Below are 17,231 nucleotides of genomic sequence, written 5' to 3'. Positions count from 1 at the left end.
GACGGTGGCGGGCAGGACCGACAGCGCGGCGACGAGGGCGAGCTTCTTGATCATGGTGGGAGACTCCCTGTTGGAGATGGTTGCCGGACCAACAGTCAGGAGCCGCCGATGTTCCAGCGTCATCCCTCCTCGCGGGACGGCATGTGGGCGGCAGCGGCCGTCGCCAAAGGAAAGGCTCGCCCCCTTGCGGGAGCGGGCCTGCATCGCCGCAGGAAGCGGCGCTGCGATCAGTTGATGATCTGGACGATGCGGCGCGTGCGCGGCTCGACCAGGACCGTGCGGCCGTTCACGACCGTGTAGCGGTAACCCTGCACGCCGTACTCGGCCGGGACCTCGCGGTAGACCACGCCTTCCTCGGGCAGGACGGCGCCGACGGCGACCTGCTCGCGATAGGTGTAGGAGGGCACGTCCTGCTCCACGACATAGGTGCGGAACTTCGGGGTCGCCGCATCGCCGATGATCGCGCCGACGACCGCACCGCCGACACCACCCACGGCCGCGCCGACCGGGCCGCCGACGATCGCGCCGCCGATGGCGCCCGAGGTCGCGCCGCTGACCGCGCCGCCCGTGGCGCCGCCCGAAGGCTGCTGGGTCTGCGCGAAGGCGGTCGCGGGGATGGCGACGATGGCGGCGACGAGAGCAAGCTTCTTGATCATGATGGTCTCCTTCCGAGGAAAAGTTCGGGGAGAGAACCACCGGCAGGCGTCGCGGTTCCGCGACAATCGGTCACGACTTATGTCGATGCGTTAACGCGCCGCGAGGACCACCAAACGCAAACGGCGGCCCCGGGAGGCCGCCGTCAGGGAATCGCCTCGGTCGAGGACTAGCGCGGAGCGCTCTTCAGCGCCGGGTCGAGCTTGGCGGCGTCGCGCTTGATCAGGGCACCGAAGCCCTCCGGCGTGCGGTCCGTCGCGGTGGGGATCACCGCCCCGAGATCGAGCAGGCGCTTTTTGGTGTTCTCGTCGTTCAGCGCCTTGTTGAGGGCGTCGACCAGCTTGTCCACGGCCTCCTTCGGCGTGCCCTTCGGCGCGGCCAGCCCGTTCCAGGCCTCGATCTGGTACTCGGGCAGGCCGGCTTCCGTCGTCGTCGGCACGTCCGGCAGGGCGGGCGAACGCTGCGCCGAGGCGACCGCGAAGGCCTTGATCGTGCCCGCCTTGACCTGCTCGGACACGCTGACGATCTGGTCGCACATGAAGTCGATCTGGCCGGAGACGAGATCGTTCAGGGCCGGGCCGGTGCCGCGATAGGCGACGGCGTTCAGCTTCGGCACGCCGAGCTGCCCCTTCAGCAGGGTGCAGGTCGTCCACGACACGGAGCCCAGGCCGGCATGGGCTTCGTTGAACTTGTCGGGATTGGCCTTCACCGCCGCCACGAAGGACTTCAGGTCGTTCGCCTCGAGGTTCTTGCGCGCGACGATCAGGATCGGCGTGCCGCCGGCCAGGCCGATCGGCTGGATGCCGTTGATCGGGTCGTATTTCAGCCCAGGATAGGTGGCGGGTGCCGCCGAGAAGGTGCCGAGATGGCCCATCGCGATGGTGTAGCCGTCCGGCGCCGCGGTCATCGCGCGGGTGATGCCGGTGGTGCCGCCGGCGCCCGCGACGTTCTCGATCACGATCTGCTGGCCGAGCGTCTTGGACATGTGGTCGCCGACGATGCGCGCGATGATGTCGGTCGGTCCGCCGGCGGCGAACGGCACGATCATCGTCACGGGTTTGGTCGGATAGCCCTGGGCGTGGGCGCCGCCCGCGAGGGCGAGGGTCATGGCGGCGGCGAGGCCGATTACGGTTTTCTTCATTGCGGTTCCTTCCTCGTTATGGTTGCGGGCAAGGTGGGGCGCCGCGCGATGCGCGGCAAGCCCCTCATTCGGTGAAGACTTCGTCGCGCTTCTTCGCCATCGACGGCATGAGCGCGACGACCAGCACGGCGACCGCCACGAGCAGGAGCCCGGCCGAGATCGGCCGCTCGAGGAAGGTCATGAACGAGCCGCGCGAGATGATCAGCGCCTGGCGCAGCTTTTCTTCCATCAGCTTGCCGAGCACGAAGCCCAGCAGCAGCGGCGCCGGCTCGAAGCCGAGCTTGATCAGAAGATAGCCGAACAGGCCGAACATCGCGGTGAAGGCGACGTCGAGGGGCTGGTTGTTCACCGAGTAGATGCCGATGCAGCAGAAGATCAGGATCGCCGGGAACATCAGGCGATAGGGCACCTGCAGCAGTTTCACCCACAGCCCGACCAGCGGCAGGTTGATGATCAGCAGCATCAGATTGCCGATCCACATCGATGCGATCATGCCCCAGAACAATTCGGGGTTGCGGGTCATGACCTGGGGGCCGGGGATGATGCCGTGGATGGTCATCGCGCCGACCATCAGCGCCATCACCGCATTCGGCGGGATGCCGAGCGTCAGCAGCGGGATGAAGGCGGTCTGCGCGCCGGCGTTGTTGGCCGATTCGGGGCCCGCGACGCCCTCGATCGCGCCCTTGCCGAAGCGGGAGGGATCCTTGGCGATCTTCTTCTCCACCGTGTAGCTGGCGAAGGGGCCCAGCACCGCGCCGTTGCCCGGCAGGATGCCGAGCGTGCCGCCGATCACCGTGCCGCGCATGCACGGCATGGCCGACTGCTTGATGTCCGACCAGCCGGGGAGCAGCCGCCCGATCTTGGCGCGCACGACGTCGCGCGCCTCAGGGGTCTCGAGGTTTCGCAGCACCTCGGCGAAACCGAAGATGCCCATCGCCAGGACGGAGAAGTCGATTCCGTCGGCCAGGGCGGGGATGCCGAAGGTCAGCCGTTCCTGGCCGGTCTCCAGATCGGTGCCGACGGTCGAAAGCAGGAGGCCGAGCATGATCATGCAGAAGGCCTTCAGGATCGAGCCGCGCGCCAGCACCACCGCAAAGCACAGGCCCATCACCATCAGCGAAAAATATTCCGCCGGGCCGAACAGCAGCGCCATCTTTGTCAGGGGCGCGCCGAGTGCGGCGATGACCACGGTCGCGAAGCAGCCGGCGACGAAGGAGCCGATCGCGGCGGTGCCGAGCGCGATGCCGGCCCGGCCCTGCTTGGCCATCTGGTGGCCGTCGAGGGTGGTGACGACGGCGGTGGCTTCGCCGGGGATGTTGACCAGGATCGCGGTGGTCGAGCCGCCATATTGGGCGCCGTAATAGATGCCCGCGAGCATGATCAGCGCGCCGGTCGGATCGAGCCCGAAGGTGATCGGCAGCAGGATCGAGATCGTCGCGATCGGGCCGACGCCGGGCAGGACGCCGATCAGCGTGCCGACGAGGCAGCCGACGAAACAGAGCGCGAGGTTCTGAAAGGACAGCGCGACGCCGAAGCCCAGCGACAGGTTGGAGAACATATCCATCGGATCAGATTCCCAGCAGCCAGGGCGCCAGCGGAATCGGCAGGCTCAGCGCGTATTTGAACAGGAGGATGCAGGCGGCGGACATCGCCACGGTGAAGATGATCAGCTCTTTCCATTTCAGGTCGTTGGCGGCCAGGCCGGAGATCAGCATCACCAGCGGGCCGGCCACGAGGAGCCCCAGGGAAGGGAACCTGATCGGGCCGAAATCGAAGCCGCGTATGGTGAGGCCGAAGACGCAGGCGCCGCCGAGCACGAAGATCACGCCGCGCCACGACCAGCCGCTGAGCGCCTCACCGTTGAAGCGCAGCGACCCGACGATCTGCAGCAGCCCGAGAGCGGCGCAGAAAATCGAGAACCATGTCGGCAGCATGCCGGGGCCGATCTGGCGCAGGCTGCCCATGGGCAGGTCGCGCGCCAGAACCAGCGCCAGGACGGCCAGCACGATCATGAAGAGCCCGGCCGCGAAATCCTGCGACGAGCGAATGCGCAGGCCCCGCGCCCGTTCGATCTGGTTCAAACTCATCAGGCTCCTCCAACTGCCGACCCGACCAGGCGGGCGGTTCGCTTTAGCTTCGTGACGGGAATGGCGAAGGGCAGCACCTGCCGTTCGTCGATCAGGGTGACACGTTCGCGCAGGATGGCGAGGAAGTCGTCGCGGGCGTCGAGCCGCTGCTGCGGCCGCCAGGCGATGCCCACCAGAGCGCCGGGCGGCGGCGGGTCGAGCAGCGCGCCGCGCAGACGCCGCATCGTCACGCCCGGAAAGCTCAGGCGCGAGACCCAGTCCGGTGCCAGCGCCATCCCGAGCCCGGCTGCCACCGCCGACATCATCGCCGGCTTCTCGGTCGCTTCGATGGTGACGTTGGGTACCGCGCCGACGCTCTCGAAATAGGCCATCACCAGATCATAGGCGAAGGGCCGGATCCGCTTCGAGGGCACCACGAAGGGCTGGCCCACGAGATCCTGCATCGTCAGATGCTCGCGCGCCGCCAGCGGATGGGCCTCGTTGAGCACGACGATCGGCCGCTCGACGCGCAGCACCTCGAAGGCGCAGTCGGTCGGTTTGCGCGGCGGCCGGGTCAGGGCGAGATCGAGCTTGCCGGCCTCCAGCATCTGCACGAGCGGGGCCGTCATCGCCTCGACGAACTTGATCTGCACGCCGGGATAGCGCTCGCGGAAGGCGACGAGCGCCTCGGGAACGAAGCTGGACGAGGCGGCGTCGATCGCGCCGATGCGCAGCATCTTGCCCGAGGCGAGCGAGGCCTCCCGTACCGCCCGGGAGGCGTGGTCCATCCGGGCGAGGATGCTCTTGGCTTCCTCGAGCATGATCAGGCCTGCCCGCGTCAGAGCGACTTGCCGCGTCGTACGGGTCAGGAGAACGCAACCGAGCTCTTCTTCCAGCGTGCTGATCTGGCGGGAGAGGGCGGGGGGAGCCAGGCCGAGCCGCTCCGCAGCGCGGCCGAAATGAAGCTCTTCCGCCACTGCGATGAAGCATCGCAGATGCCTGATGTCCATGGGTGTCCCTCTTGGTCCCCTCTGGCGTATCGTTGGCCGATATCTTCCAGTGCTCGTCGTTAGAGCCGATAGCGGCTCATGCCGCGAAAGCGACCCTAGAGCAATTCATAATTTATTGGCAATAAAGGGCTCGGTTTCGCGAGCCGTCCCCGGTCACGAGGCTGTGGAGGGCCGTATGACGCGCAGGATGCGCCCGTCGATCAGTGCCAGCCCCGCGAAGATCGCCGCCATGCCGGCGAAATGGCGCGGCAACAGGCTTTCCCCCAACAGGCCGACCCCGAGCAGGATGGCGCTGACGGGGATCAGGAAGGTCACCAGCACGACATTGCTCGGGCCGGCGGAGCGCATGATCCTGAAGAAGATCACATAGGCCAGTGCCGTCGAGACCAGCGCCAGGCCGAGCAGCGCGAAGACCGTCTGCGCCGTGGGCAGCGGCAGGGTCCAGGGCGGGTTGAGCACGAGCACGATCGGCAGCGTCATCAGCGTCGAGGCGCTGAGCTGGCCGGCGGCGGTGACGAGCGGCGGCAAGGCGCGGAAGCGCCGGCCATACAACCCCGAGAAGGCGTAGGAGACCGTCGCACCGATGCAGGCGAGCTGCGCCAGCAGGTTGAGGCCGAGCCCCGAGAGCGCGTCAGGCCCGATCAGGATGGCGACGCCGGCGAAGCCCGCGACGATGCCGGCGATCTTGCGCCCGGTCGCGCGCTCGCCGCCGAACACATGCATCACCAGCACCGTGAAGATCGGCGTCATCGCGTTCAGGATCGAGGCCAGCCCGCTCGGGATCTGCTGCTGGCCCCACAGAAACAGGCTGAACGGGATCAGGTTGTTGAGCACGCCCATGCCGAAGAAGGCGAGCCAGAGGCCCCGGCCGACCGCCATCGACAGCCCCGCCAGCCGCACTGCCAGCAGCAGCGCCAGCGCCGCCAGACCCACCCGCGCGAGCAGCACCGGCAGCGGCGGCCATTGCGCCAGCGCCAGCGCGTTGAAGAAGAAGGAGCCGCCCCACAGGACGGAGAGCCCGGCCAGCAGCAGCCAGTCGGGCGTCGACATCCGCGCGGGCGCGGCAGGCATGGGCATCGTCATCGCGGCATTTTGTCCTCGCCCGACCGTCAGCCCGCGTCAGTAGGCTCAGGGCGGCGAGGCCGCCACCCGGATCCTGTCGTCCAGAGTGCCGATGTAGCGTCAGGCCGCTTCCGCGTCCCGCGCCGTCCACATCGCCTGGAAGGCGGGGCGGGCATGGCAGGCGTCGAGCCAGGCCTTCACATGCGGTGCCGCCTCGAAGAGCTGCGCGGCCGGCTTGGCGTAGCGGATGATCTCGGCGACGTTGATGTCGGCCACCGTGAAGCGCCCGCCCATGACGAAGCCGCCGCCCGCGGCGAGCGCCTTGTCCAGCGCGGCAAACGGGGCCGGCAGGGCGGCGAGCGCCGCCTCGACCAGCTTCGGATCGCGCTTTTCAGGCGGATAGGCCGCCATGTGGTACTGGATGTTGAGCGCATGGCTCTCGACCGCCGTGCTCGCCCAGAGCGACCACATCACCGCCAGCCCCTCCTCCTGCGCATCCTTCGGCGCCAGCGGGCCGCCATGCTTGCGGACGAGATAGAGGTTGATGGCGAGCGATTCCTGCAGCTTGAAGCCGCCGTCGTCGATGGCCGGGATCTGCCCCTTCGGATTGACCGCGAGGAACTCCGGGCTCTGCGTATGGACGGGCGCACCCGGCGCGTTGGGGTCGGGCAGGCGATAGACCTGGATCACGGGGACATGGGTGAAGGACAGGCCCAGTTCGTTGGCGAGCCAGATGTTGCGCGAGGCGCGCGAGCGGTAGCAGCCATAGATGGTGAGGGTCATGGGAGAGCGCCTTGGGAGAAGGATTGCCTCCTGTCATTAGCGGAGAGTCGGCGCGGGTGCATCCGCGTCCTTGGGCTCCCAGCCATGCGCAAAGTCGTCTCTCCGGTCCCCATGTCCCGGCCTTGCTCCGCTTCAGGGTTTCGTAAGTGCTCGTTCGTAACGTCGCAAACCCGCGCGCGTCGTCATGAAGGTCAGCCGCTTGACCATGAACACCGAACCGAGATCGTTCTGGAGAGATGAGCGTCGTCTCGCGGCGCTGAAGGCTCTGGACATCCTCGACACGAAGTCCGAGACCGCGTTCGACGAAATCACGCGGGTTGCGAGCGAAACCTGCGGCACGCCCGTGGCGGCCGTCAGCTTCCTCGAGGGCGAGCGGCAGTGGTTCAAGTCTCGGATCGGGCTGAGCCTGGACGAGAATTCGCTCGACACGTCGATCTGCGCGAACACGATCCACGAGGCGAAGCTCGTCGTCATCGCCGATCTCGCCAAAGACGAGCGTTTCGAGAGCAATCCGTTCGTCATCGGCCCGCCGAGCCTGCGCTTCTACGCCGTCGCGCGCCTGGAAACACCGGATGGTCTGCTGCTGGGTGCCGTCTGCGTCGGCGATGTCCGTCCCCGTCCGCAGGGGCTGACGGAGGTTCAGGCCAGCACGCTGCTGGCGCTGGCGCGGGCCGTGATGCGCGAGCTCAAGCTCCGCAGCACGAACAAGGCTCTGGCCGAGAACACGGCGCTGCTGCACGGCGCGCTCGAGAATGTCGACCAGGGCATCGTCATGGTCGATTCCAGTGGAGACGTCGTCGTCTGCAATCAGCGCGCCATCGATCTGCTCGACCTGCCGGCCGAGATGATGCGCGCGGTGCCAAAATTCGAGGACGTCAAGCGCTGGCAGATCGAGCAGGGCGAATTCGCGGACGCCGACCCGACGCTCGTGCACGCCATCCGGCACGAGGGCAACAACATCGAGGCCTCGGTCTACGAGCGACGGCGGCCGAACGGCACGGTCCTCGAGGTCAGGACGAACCGTCTGCCCAATGGCGGCGTCGTCCGCACCTTCGCCGACGTCACGGCCCGGAGGCTGGCGGAGGATGATCGCAGGGTCGCTGAGGAGAGGCTCCGCGAGAGCGAGCAGCGCTATCGTCTGGCGGCCCATGCGACATCGGACGCGATCTATGATTGGGATTTCGAGACGGACCGGCTGCAATGGGGCGAAAGCCGGCTCGGGCTGTTCAGCTACGAGAAGGCGCAAGCCCCCGCCACGGGAACGACCTGGCTGGAAAGCGTGCATCCGGACGACCGGGCGACCGTCGACGAGCAGGTTCGGGCCTTCATCGCGGGGCGGGACGGCGAGCGCTGGGAAGGCGAGTATCGCTGGCGCAAGGGCGACGGTGACTACGCCTATGTCCGCGATCGCGGTTATCTCGTGAGGGATACCGCGGGCCGGCCGATCAGGATGGTGGGCGCCTTGCAGGATCTGACCGAGGCGCGCCGGGCGAGCGAAGCGCTTCGCACCAGCGAGGAGCGGCTTCGGCTGGCCCTGGCCGCGACGGGACTCGGCATCTGGGACCTCGACTTTGCCACCGGGCATCTCGAATGGTCGTCGGAGGTCCGTGGCATCCTGGGGATGCCGGAGACGGCGGCTCTGCAGCGGGAGGATTGTCTGCCGCTCGTCCATCCCGACGACCGCGCGCGGATTCGTGCCGCGTTCGACCCGGCCTTCGATCGGGGCTCGCCATCCGTTTCGGCGACGTTCCGCATCATCAGGCCCACGGACGGCGAGACGCGCTGGGTCGAGGTCGGCGGGCGCACGCTCTACGATGTCGAAGACCGCCCCGTCCGTATGTTGGGCACTCTCCAAGACATCACCCCGCGCAAGATCGCCGAAGACGCCGTGCGCATCGGCGGCGAGCGTCTCCGGCTGGCGCTGCACGCGAGCAACATGGTCGCCTGGGACGTCGACCTGACGACGAAGCATGTCGATCGCTCGGACAACGCCTACGCGCTGCTCGGTATTCATTCGGGGCCGACATCGGAGTTCGTCGAGCGCGTTCATCCCGACGACCGGCACAAGGTCGATCTGTTGCGCCTGGCCGCCATCGCCGACGGCACGCACTCGACCGAAGTGCGCTACCGCGGCCCCGATGGCGGCGAGATCTGGCTCGCGATCAGGGCGGAGCGGAACGGCGACGAGCGCCTGATCGGCATTACTTTCGACATCTCTGACCGGAAGGCGACCGAAAAAGCGATCTGGCAGACGGCCAACCACGACCCTCTGACGGGATTGCCCAATCGGGCACTGTTCCAGACGCGGTTGGAGGACGCGCTGGAGACAGCCGAATTGGCTGGAACCGGCGTCGGTCTGTTGTTGCTCGACCTCGACGACTTCAAGGACATCAACGACACGCTGGGTCACGCCGCAGGCGATCAACTCCTCGCCGAAACGGCGGCCCGGTTGACGCGGCTGGTCGGCGACCGGGGCGTGGTCGCCCGCGTCGGCGGAGACGAATTCGCCATCGTTCTGGTCGAGCAGCCCGGGCTGGCCGACATCGCTTCATGCGCCGACGGAATCGTCGAGGCCTTGCGGACCACCTTCGACTATCTGGGACGGGCCCTGTCCACCAAGGCCAGCATCGGCGTAGCAGCCTTCCCCGAGCATCATCGCGATCCCGTCGAACTGATGAAGGACGCGGACATCGCGCTCTACCGGGCCAAGGAGGGCGGACGCAGCAGGGCGGTCGTCTACTCGCCTGCGGCACGCGACCTGATGGAGCGCCGCGTCTCGATCCTGCGCGAAGTCCGCCAGGGATTGGAAGCGGCCGAATTCTTCCCCCATTATCAACCCAAAGTGTCGCTCGCGACGGGCGAGATCGTCGGTTTCGAGGCGCTGGCCCGCTGGCGGCATCCCACACTCGGCCTGCTGACCCCGGCCTATTTCGGATCGGCCTTCGACGATCAGGAGATCTCGACGGCGCTGGCCACGGCCATGATCGGGCAGGTGGCGTCGGACATGCGCGCCTGGCTCGACCAGGGCCTCGAATTCGGGCGTGTCGCCGTCAACCTCGCCTCCGCCGATTTCGCCGACCGCACGCTCGCGACCCGGATCATGGCGCTCCTCGACGCCGCCGACGTCCCGACGTCGCACTTCGAGATCGAGGTCACCGAGACGGTGTTCCTGGGGCGCCAGACCGAGGGAGCGGCGGCCGTCCTCAGCGAATGCCACAAGGCCGGGATCTCGATCGCGCTGGACGATTTCGGCACCGGCTTTGCGTCGCTGACCCACCTCAAGCAGTTCCCGGTCGATCACATCAAGATCGACCAGAGCTTCGTCAGGAACCTCGAAACCGACAGGGACGATGCCGCTATCGTGGCGGCGGTCGTCGGCCTCGGTCGCAACATGGGCATGAGGATCACGGCCGAGGGCGTCGAAAACGCCGGCCAGGCCGACCGGCTCAGGGAAGCGGGCTGCGATTTCGGCCAGGGCTATTTCTATGCGAAACCGGCCTTCGCCGAGCGCGTGCCCTGGATGATCCGCAACGGGTCGCCGGCTCGCCCGGAGGGTCCGCGACGACGGGTGCTGCGGCAGGCCTGACCCGCGACCGACCTCTCGCACGGCGGCCCCTCATCGGCCGCGCAGGGCCGTCAGCCGCCGTCTCCTCACCCCGCCAGCACACGTTGCGGCGGGAAGGTGATCTCGACCAGCGTGCCTTCTTTCTTCACGCTGGTGATCGACATCGCGGCGCGGTTCGCCTCGACCAGTGCCTTGGTCAGCGGCAGGCCCAGGCCCGTGCCGCCGGCGCGTCGCGTCGTCGGCACCTGGCGGAAGGGCTCGAGCGCGAGCTCGATCTCCTTGTCGTCCATGCCGATGCCGGTGTCGCGCACCCGCAGGATCGCCTCGCCCTGGTCGCCAAGCGCGGTGGAGATGATCACCTGCCCGCCGGCATCGGTGAACTTCACGGCATTGGAGAGCAGGTTGATCACGATCTGCCGGATCGAGCGCTGGTCGGCCACGACCGGCGGCAGCTTCGGCGAGAGCCCCGAGCGCAGCACGACGCGGCCGCGCTGCGCCTCCGGCTGCAGCAGGCTCACCGCCGAGAGCGCGATCTCGTTCAGGTTGACGCTGACGAAGTCGAGATCGAGCTTGCCGGCCTCGATCTTGGCGAGGTCGAGCAGGTCGTTGACCAGGCTGATGACGTAGCCGCCCGACTGGTGAATGTCGCGCAGGTATTCCTTGTAGCGCTCATTGGCGATCGGCCCGAAACGCTCCTCCGCCATCACCTCGGCAAAGCCGATGATCGCGTTCAGCGGCGTGCGGATCTCGTGGCTGATCTTGGCCAGCACGTCGGATTTCTGGGCGCTGGCCTTCTCGGCGGCCTTGCGCGCCTCGACCAGCTCGCCTTCCGTCTTCTTCCAGGCGGTGATGTCGCGCAGCACGGCGCAGAAGCGCCGCTCCGTGCCTTCCGCGATCTGGCCCATCGTCATGAACAGCGGGATCTTGCCGCCCTGGCGCACCCGGCCGACGACCTCGCGGCCGTCATTCATCACCGAGGCGACGCCGCCGCCCCTCAGCCCCTCGAGATAGTCCAGCGCCGGCGCATGGCTCTCGGCTGCGAACAGCAGGGTGAACAGTTCGCCCGTGACCTCGCGCTGGTCGTAGCCGAACAGCGCCTCGGCGGTCTTGTTGAGCGAGAGGATCCGGCCGCGCTCATCCACCGTGACGACGCCGTCCGTGGCGGTGTCGAGCATCGCGACGAGTTCGGCGATGCGCGCGTCGCGGACGCCCGCATCCAGCCGCAGCGCCTCGACCCGGGCGGCGCTCTCGGTATCCTCGGCCTCGAACTCGGCCGCCCGTTCCGCCTCCTCGGCCTCCTCCGGCGTGAGCGCCTTGGCCTCGCCGCCGCCCTTGGGATGGCGGAACGCCATCAACGTCGCCTGCTCACCCTGCCAGGCGACGCTCGAGAGCACCGCATCGACCCGGACGAGATGGCCCAGACGGTCGATCAGCGTCATGCCGCCGCCATCGGTGCGCTCGGCATCCTTGATCAGCCGGCTGACACCGCCACCCGAGGCGAGATCGTCGAGATCGGCATAGTCGAGCAGGTCGAGCATCGTGCGGTTGGCGTATAGCGCGGTGTCGTCGCGGTTGACCAGCACCGCGATCGGCAGCCTGTCGAGCAGGTCCGCATGCGAGTTCGGCAGCCGCCGGGCCGTGGCGGCCGGCTCCGGCGCCGGGCTCGCCTCCGCCGCACCGCTCCCGCCCTCGACGGCCGCGGGTTCGGCCTCCTTCAGCCGCAGTGGCGCGGCGGGCGGCAGGCGCGGGGCAGCCGGCTCGTCGTCGCCTGCGATGCGCGCGCCCAGCGCCTTGGCGATCTCGCGGAAGGCGCTCCGTTCGGCCGAGCTCAGATTGGGTTTCGACGGTTCGATGATCGGCCGCACCGGGGTCAGATGTCCGTTGCGCAGCGGCACGATGTTGCCCGCTGACGGAGCGGGCGAGGGCGCGTCCTCGGCGGGAGCCTCGTCGCCCGGGGGCGGCTCTGGAGTCGCGGTCGCGCGCGGGGGCTCGGCCGACTCCTCCGTCGCGGCGATGGGCTCGGCCGGTTCGGGCGACAGCGGCTCGCCGGTGTCGGTCGCCAGGTCCTCGGGCGAGGCGGCCTGTGCCGGCGCGACGACGGCGGCATCGATCGCCTCGATGACCTCGGTCTCGGACGTCGCAGCCTCGGTCGCGTGAGCCGGCACGGTTTCGCCGGCCGCGTCCAAGGCGAGCTTGGGTTCGTCGGCCGCAGCCTCGACCGCGGGTTCAGCCAAGGCGACCTCGGCCGCGACCGGGAAGGGCTCGCGCGCGCCGGGCCGCGCCAGGCCGAAGCCGCGGAAGCCGGTGACCTGCCGGGTGGCGTCGAGAACCGGCACGCCGGAGAGGTCGACCCGCGCGCCTTCGCCTGGCGTCGCGCTGCGCCAGAGCACCTCATGGCCGCTCCAGGTCGTCGTTCCGCTCAGGCGCTCGAGCAGGCCGCCGCTGCGATCCTGCACCACCGTGCCGATCAGCTCGGCCCAGGGCCGGCCGATGAGCTGCGCCACGGCATCGGGGCCCGCGAGTTCGGCCAGATTCGGCGAGAGGCTGGTCAGGCGCGCCTGTGCATCGCTCTGCCAGAGAAAGCGAACCGCGCGAGCGGGGGCGGTCGCCGCGGCCTCCGGTGCCTCGGCCGGCGTCGTCGCAGGCGCCGGCGTCTCGGCTGTCGGCAGCGGATCGGACTCAGGCTGCGGGAGGGCGATTCCCAGCCGCCGGAACTCGGCCTCGGGCACCACGAGCGCCAGAACCGGCGTCCCGTCCGCGGCGGTGACGAGCTTGCAGCCGCAGGTGACCAGCGTCGCCGCGAAGCCCGCGGTCAGCCGCAGGCGCTCCAGCCGCAGCCGATCGGGCGAGGCGAGGCCGCCCGCGAGCAGCGACAGCCTCTGGCGCGTCGTGGCGGGCAGCGAGCCGGTTCCGGCCAGCAGCGCCCGGGCCGCGGCGTTGAGGAAGCCCGGCTGTGCGGCGTCTCGATCCCAGAGCAGCAGGGCGCCGCCGGCCGCATAGGAGGCGAGAGTCGCATCCTGCGCCGCTGTCGCGCCCAGCCGTGCCCAGTCCTGTCCGGCTTCGCTCATGCCCGCATGCTCTCGGTTGGCACCCCAAGGCGGCGCCATTATGCCTAACAAAGCCTTAATAGCCGCCAAATCACCGCTGCGCCATGGAGGGACCCGCGCTCTCCCCCGCCCGTTCGAAACAGCGTTAACGGATCCGGGCATTGCGGCTATCATTGTCTTTGCGGCGCAACAATGATATTGCGCTGCACAATAACAGAGACCGGGCCTTGGCCGGCGGATCCGGCAAGGCAGACAGTCAGCGGCGCCGAACAGGAGGACCACCCATGGCGATCAAGACCCCTTACGAAGTCCCCGCCGAGATGCGCGACTTCGCCGAGCGCAGTGTCGAGCAGGCCCGCAAGGCCTTCGACGGTTTCATCGGCGCGGCGACGAAAGCCGTCGATTCCGCGCATGGCTCGGCCGAGACAGCCCGCGTGAGCACGCATGACGCCGCCCGCAAGGCGATCTCCTATGCCGAGAACAACGTTGCGGCGGCCTTCGACCTGGCCCAGAAGCTGGTGCAGTCCAAGGACATCACCGAGGTGATGACGCACCAGTCGGAGTTCATGAAGGCCCAGATGGCCGCTCTCCAGGCTCAGTTGAAGGAATTCGGTGCCGCCGCCCAGGAGGTCGCCACCAAGACGGCCGAGACTGTGGCGAAGGCTGCCAAGCCCAAGTAATCGCAGACGCAACCGCCTCGGACGCGGCCGCTGCCCCGCGGCGGCCGCTCCTGCGCCGAACTGACCATCCGGACAGCCCCGGCGCGATATCCACGACCGGAAGCCGGGCGCAACGCCCGCCGCACCCTGTCAGCGCCGAAGGAGAACCGTGATGGTCAAGCCCGCACCGACCCGGACCAAGTCCAAAGCCCCGATCAGCCTGTCGCCCGTCAAGGCGCTGTCGGGGACGCTGCCGCCCGACGCTCCGGCCGCCAAGGCTCCGGCGCCAGCGCCCGTCGTAGCGCCTCAGCCCAAGGCGGAACCCGCCGCCAAACCCGCCCCAACTGCGACGATGCCCGCTGCCAAAATGCCGGAGGCCAAGCCGGCTGATGCAAAGGGTTCGGCTGCCAAGCCTGCGGCTTCCATGCCGGCTGCTGCCGGGCCTGTGACCAAGCCCGCCCCTGCCGAGCCTGCGGTCACCAAAGCGGCCCCAGCCGTGCCTGCGGCTGCCAAGTCTTCGGCTGCCAAGTCTGTGGTTGCCAAGTCTGTGGTCGCCAAGTCTCCGGCTGCCAAGACGGAGACACCGAAGGCGCCCGTGAAGATTGCGCCCCGGGCGATCAAGCCGGGCACCGCGACCCAGATCGCCTCCACCAAGGTCCGGCGCGAGACGCCGGCCGCCAAGGTCCAAGCGCCCGCCTCCGCCGCCCTCGCGGCCGCTGCGCCGGCTGCCGTCGCGAAGACGGCCGCCGCTGCGACCGCCGCGATCGAAACCGTCGCGGTCGCTGCGGCCAAGGCGACGCAGGCGGTCGTCGAGACCGCGGCGCGCACGGCCGACATCGCCCCGCCGAAGCCCGCGGCTCCGGCCGCCGCCCCTGTGGCCGCGCCCGCTTCGCTGATCGCGACGCCGCTGCCGCGCCCACCTGAATTCGCCGCCATCGCCTCGACCACGGTGATGACTCAGACGCTGGCGATGGCGAAAGCTTTCGGCGCGCTCCAGGCGAGCATGCTCGACCATGCCTGCGCCGAGCTGAAGGCGACGCTGGGCGACGTCGAGACGCTGGCGCGCACCGACAGCGCCGCCGATGCGGTGGCCCTTCAGGCCAAGGCCGTGCGCCGCTCCTATGAGTCCTATTCGGAGCATCTGAAGGAACTGGCGCGCATCGCCAGCAAGGCGATCGGCAGGGACTGACATCGGATCTCCAGGGCCTGGGCTCGCGGACAGCAAAAACCCGCGATTGCCGGGTTGCAATCGCGGGGCGTCGGTTCTAGGTTCCGCGCCGCCGCCGATCTCGCGAAAGCGACCGATCGCCAAGCGCCGGGTGCGGGCAGCCATAGCTCAGTTGGTTAGAGCGCTAGATTGTGGATCTAGAGGTCCCCCGTTCAAGCCGGGGTGGCTGTACCACCCGTCCCCGCCCGGTTCGCCGCGACGTTCGACCGCCCCGGCGGCGCCGCCGGAACCCTTGAAGCCGCCGCCGCGATCGCCATATCGTCACTCAAGCGGAAGGGCTTCGCCTTCCGCCCGCGGGGCGCCGGATATCTGGGCCCCGGTCGATCGGGAGCGCTCTCGCGAGGCTCCGGCACCGTCAGGCAAGGTCCTGAGAATGACGCGTACGCCCAGTCTGTCCCATCCGTTTCTTCTCGGCTTCGACGATATCGAGCGCGCCCTCGACAGGGTCGCCAAGGGCGCCAACGAGGGTTACCCGCCCTACAACATCGAACGGCTCGCCCGCTCGGGTGACGAGCCCGACCGGCTGCGGATCACGCTCGCCGTCGCAGGCTTCGCGCGCGACCAGCTCGAGATCACGCTGGAGGAAAACCAGCTCACGATCCGGGGTCGCCAGCTCGACGACAAGAGCCGGCATTTCCTGCATCGCGGCATCGCGGCGCGCCAGTTCCAGCGCAGCTTCCTGCTGGCTGAAGGGATGCAGGTGATGGGGGCCGACCTCTCCAACGGGCTGCTGGCGATCGATCTCGTCCGCCCGGAACCCGAAAGGCTGATCCGGCGTATCGATATCGTGAGCCGCGATGAGCCGGTCTGAGCTCGAAGCGGATGCAAGCGCGGTTTTTGCATCCGTTCATGATTGCAGTCGTATTCTTGTAACCGCACTCGCACTGCTCTGAAGGAGGGCGCGATGAACGAAGACAGCACGATGATCCGGACGACCCCCCTGACCCCGGCCGAATTCGCGGCGCTGGGGACCGGTGAGGTCGCCTATCTCAAGTCGATGACATCCGACGAACTGCTGCGGATCTTTCCGCAGGCGCCGGAGATCCAGTCGGGCCTGCAGCTCTTCGCGCTGCTCTCCGCCGACGGCGCGCCCATCCTGGTGACGGATTCCCGCGAGGCGGCCACCGCCAACGCCTGGGAGCACGATCTGCGGATGGTCAGCGTCCATTGAGGCATCACGGCGCGGTCGCCATCCCGGCGACCGCCGCCTGAAGGCGCTGGATATCCTGCGCGGTCGAAAGCCGGTGGTCGCCATCCTTGACCAGCGTCAGGATCACCGCATCGCCACTGAGGTGCTCGACGAGCTTCAGGGCCTGGCGCCAGGGCACGTCGGGATCCTGCATCCCCTGCAGGATGTGGACGGGACAGCCCGTCCTGATCTCCGAGCCGAACATCAGATGGCGGCGCCCGTCCTCGATCAGCGCGCGCGTGATCGGCGTCGGCTCCGGCGAATACTCGGACGGGCGCATCCAGACGCCGTCGCGGAGGATGGTCTGGCGGATCGGCTCGGGCATCTGGGCCCACATCAGATCTTCCGAGAAGTCGACCGCCGGTGCGATCAGCACGAGGCCGGCCGGCGCCAGCGCCGTGCCCAGCAGCCGGCGCGCCGCGAGCAGCGCGATCCAGCCGCCCATCGAGGAGCCGACCAGGATGGGCGGCGCGCCACAGCGGGCGGCGATGACGGCCAGCGCATCCTCCAGCCAGTGCGACAGCGTCCAGCGCGCAAAATCGCCGTCGCTCTCGCCATGGCCGGCATAGTCGAAGCGCAGGAAGGGCCGGCCGGCCCGCCTTGCCCAGTCGTTCAGGGCCTCGGCCTTGGTCGCCCGCATGTCCGAGCGGAAACCGCCGAGCCAGACGACCGGCACGCCGTCGCCGGGCCGGGACAGCACGGCGAGACGGCGCATCTGCGCGCCCTCGCCGACTTCGAGCCATTGGGGGGCCTCTCGCTCCAACGCAAATCTCCTGTGACGAATCGGGTCCGGCGGGCGAATATAGGCTGCGCATTCGGCCGGCGGG

Annotated in this window: 14 protein-coding genes and 1 tRNA gene; 6 read left to right on the top strand and 9 right to left on the bottom strand. The window is 68.7% G+C overall.

Annotated elements, in window-relative coordinates; translation table 11 throughout:
* Positions 1–227 precede the first annotated feature (227 nt).
* The 7 genes from Q8M82_RS19345 to Q8M82_RS19315 all read right to left on the bottom strand — a co-directional run bounded on the left by Q8M82_RS19345 (position 228) and on the right by Q8M82_RS19315 (position 6,716).
* A complete protein-coding gene (locus Q8M82_RS19345) occupies positions 228–656 on the bottom strand; it encodes a DUF1236 domain-containing protein (protein WP_305692922.1) in 429 nt (142 codons plus the stop codon).
* A gap of 167 nt (positions 657–823) precedes the next feature.
* Positions 824–1,795 carry a tripartite tricarboxylate transporter substrate-binding protein gene (locus tag Q8M82_RS19340; RefSeq protein WP_305692921.1) on the bottom strand — a complete coding sequence of 324 codons (972 nt, stop codon included), beginning with the start codon at positions 1,793–1,795 and terminating at the stop codon, positions 824–826.
* A 64-nt stretch (positions 1,796–1,859) separates the two neighbouring features.
* Entirely contained in the window at positions 1,860–3,359 is a 1,500-nt protein-coding gene (locus Q8M82_RS19335; RefSeq protein WP_305692920.1) for a tripartite tricarboxylate transporter permease, read from the bottom strand.
* A gap of 4 nt (positions 3,360–3,363) precedes the next feature.
* Positions 3,364–3,882: a tripartite tricarboxylate transporter TctB family protein gene (locus Q8M82_RS19330; RefSeq protein WP_305692919.1), complete on the bottom strand. Its 519-nt coding sequence runs from the start codon at positions 3,880–3,882 to the stop codon at positions 3,364–3,366.
* A complete protein-coding gene (locus Q8M82_RS19325) occupies positions 3,882–4,871 on the bottom strand; it encodes a LysR family transcriptional regulator (RefSeq protein ID WP_305692918.1) in 990 nt (329 codons plus the stop codon). Before Q8M82_RS19325 ends, Q8M82_RS19330 begins: the two co-directional genes overlap by 1 nt.
* 153 nt (positions 4,872–5,024) lie before the next feature.
* On the bottom strand, positions 5,025–5,954 hold the full coding sequence (locus Q8M82_RS19320) for a DMT family transporter (RefSeq protein WP_371126415.1): 930 nt from the start codon (positions 5,952–5,954) through the stop codon (positions 5,025–5,027).
* A 99-nt stretch (positions 5,955–6,053) separates the two neighbouring features.
* Positions 6,054–6,716, bottom strand: coding sequence for a glutathione S-transferase family protein (locus tag Q8M82_RS19315; protein WP_305692917.1), 663 nt, complete (start codon positions 6,714–6,716; stop codon positions 6,054–6,056).
* Positions 6,717–6,921: 205 nt separating this feature from the next.
* On the opposite strand from Q8M82_RS19315, the gene Q8M82_RS19310 reads away from it, so the two are divergent.
* On the top strand, positions 6,922–10,302 hold the full coding sequence (locus Q8M82_RS19310) for an EAL domain-containing protein (RefSeq protein WP_305692916.1): 3,381 nt from the start codon (positions 6,922–6,924) through the stop codon (positions 10,300–10,302).
* Between the two features lie 65 nt (positions 10,303–10,367).
* On the opposite strand, the gene Q8M82_RS19305 is transcribed toward Q8M82_RS19310, so the two are convergent.
* Positions 10,368–13,349, bottom strand: a complete 2,982-nt coding sequence (locus Q8M82_RS19305) for an ATP-binding protein (protein ID WP_305692915.1) — start codon at positions 13,347–13,349, stop codon at positions 10,368–10,370.
* A gap of 263 nt (positions 13,350–13,612) precedes the next feature.
* Between Q8M82_RS19305 and Q8M82_RS19300 the strand changes: the two genes are divergently transcribed.
* From Q8M82_RS19300 to Q8M82_RS19280, 5 genes are all read left to right on the top strand, one after another.
* Entirely contained in the window at positions 13,613–14,008 is a 396-nt protein-coding gene (locus Q8M82_RS19300) for a phasin (RefSeq protein ID WP_305692914.1), read from the top strand.
* A gap of 574 nt (positions 14,009–14,582) precedes the next feature.
* Positions 14,583–15,176 (top strand): phasin family protein, encoded by a 594-nt coding sequence (locus Q8M82_RS19295; protein ID WP_305692913.1) that lies wholly within the window; start codon positions 14,583–14,585, stop codon positions 15,174–15,176.
* A gap of 136 nt (positions 15,177–15,312) precedes the next feature.
* Positions 15,313–15,389, top strand: a tRNA-His gene (locus tag Q8M82_RS19290).
* Positions 15,390–15,588: 199 nt separating this feature from the next.
* Entirely contained in the window at positions 15,589–16,026 is a 438-nt protein-coding gene (locus Q8M82_RS19285) for an Hsp20 family protein (protein WP_305692912.1), read from the top strand.
* Between the two features lie 93 nt (positions 16,027–16,119).
* Positions 16,120–16,386 carry a BQ00720 family protein gene (locus tag Q8M82_RS19280; protein ID WP_305692911.1) on the top strand — a complete coding sequence of 89 codons (267 nt, stop codon included), beginning with the start codon at positions 16,120–16,122 and terminating at the stop codon, positions 16,384–16,386.
* A 4-nt stretch (positions 16,387–16,390) separates the two neighbouring features.
* Here the strand turns inward: Q8M82_RS19280 and Q8M82_RS19275 are convergent, their stop codons facing one another.
* Positions 16,391–17,167: an alpha/beta hydrolase gene (locus tag Q8M82_RS19275; protein WP_371126413.1), complete on the bottom strand. Its 777-nt coding sequence runs from the start codon at positions 17,165–17,167 to the stop codon at positions 16,391–16,393.
* Positions 17,168–17,231 lie beyond the last annotated feature (64 nt).

It is taken from the genome of Allobosea sp. (assembly GCF_030694325.1).
Taxonomy (GTDB): Bacteria; Pseudomonadota; Alphaproteobacteria; order Rhizobiales; family Beijerinckiaceae; genus Allobosea.
Note: the sequence above shows the minus strand (reverse complement) of the source record. Positions and strands in the feature narration are given on the sequence as shown.